Origin of the sequence: Ameyamaea chiangmaiensis (genome assembly GCF_013376175.1) — a bacterium.
Classification (GTDB): domain Bacteria; phylum Pseudomonadota; class Alphaproteobacteria; order Acetobacterales; family Acetobacteraceae; genus Ameyamaea; species Ameyamaea chiangmaiensis.
In genome coordinates this window covers 1-999 of record NZ_JABXXR010000326.1, presented here as the reverse complement: position 1 = coordinate 999, position 999 = coordinate 1, and the positions used below count along the sequence as shown (strand labels likewise).

The 999-nt window shown below is 72.1% G+C and carries 1 protein-coding gene; it reads right to left on the bottom strand.

The annotated features are described in order from the left end of the window. Window positions 1-999: RNB domain-containing ribonuclease (locus HUK82_RS16825; RefSeq protein WP_218061631.1), on the bottom strand; the 999-nt coding region annotated here is incomplete at both ends.

Here is a 999-nt window from a genome sequence, read left to right as displayed (position 1 = left end):
AGACCAAGCGCGCCGCGTTCGCGCTCCGACGCCTGCAGGACCGCGTCGACGGCCCGAAGCGCCTGCAGCGACGCGTCGATCGGGGCCGATCCGGACGTGGTGCCGTCCAGAACGGCCTCCGCCATCTCGTAGGTCAGCCGACGCGCGCTGCGAATCCAGCCGCGACCGATCCTGCGTTCGGTCGTCTGCCCGGCGGTATCGAAACACAACTCGACGAACAGGCAGGGCCGGTCAGCGCCGGGCCGGAGCGAGCACAGGTCGTCGGACAGGCGAGCGGGCAACATCGGCACGACCTGACCCGGCCCATACAGCGACTGCCCGCGCTCCCGCGCCGCCTGGTCGAGCGGTGAGCCCGGCGCAACGTGACGGGCGACATCCGCGATGGCCACCATGGCCCGCAGACCCGTCGCCGTGCGGGTCGCCCAGACCGCGTCGTCGAAGTCCTGCGCGTCCGTCCCGTCGATGGTCACGAACGGCAGGTCACGCAAATCCGCTTCATCCTCGGTCGGGCCATGTGGCAGGACACAGGCCCCGGCGTCGGCCAGCGCCTGGGGGCAAAAGGCCACAGGCAAGCCGTGAGCGGCAAACAGCGCGCAGGCATCAAGGTCGGGTGTCGTGCCGGACGCCTGTTCCAGACGGCCAAGCACCCAGGCGTCCATCCGCTTCGCCTGCCGCTCGCCCAGCCGGACCAGCACCACGTCACCGGGTGCGAGCGTCGATGCGAACGGCCCCCGAAGTCCCACACGCCCCGCAAAACTGTCGTCGAGAAGCCTGGCACCCCTCCCGCCGGGCAGAACCAGCGCACGGGCGGTGGCGGGAATCCGACCGCCCGACCGGATCCGCGCGGCCCAGACCGGCGCGACCTCACCCGACAGGACTAGCCCGCGCAGGTGGTGCAGGAATCGGGTGCCCCCCGTCACGCCCAGTTGCCGGGCCAGGTCGGACAGCGACAGCGACTCCGGGGCGTCGCGCAGGCACGCCACGACCGCCGCCCCATCC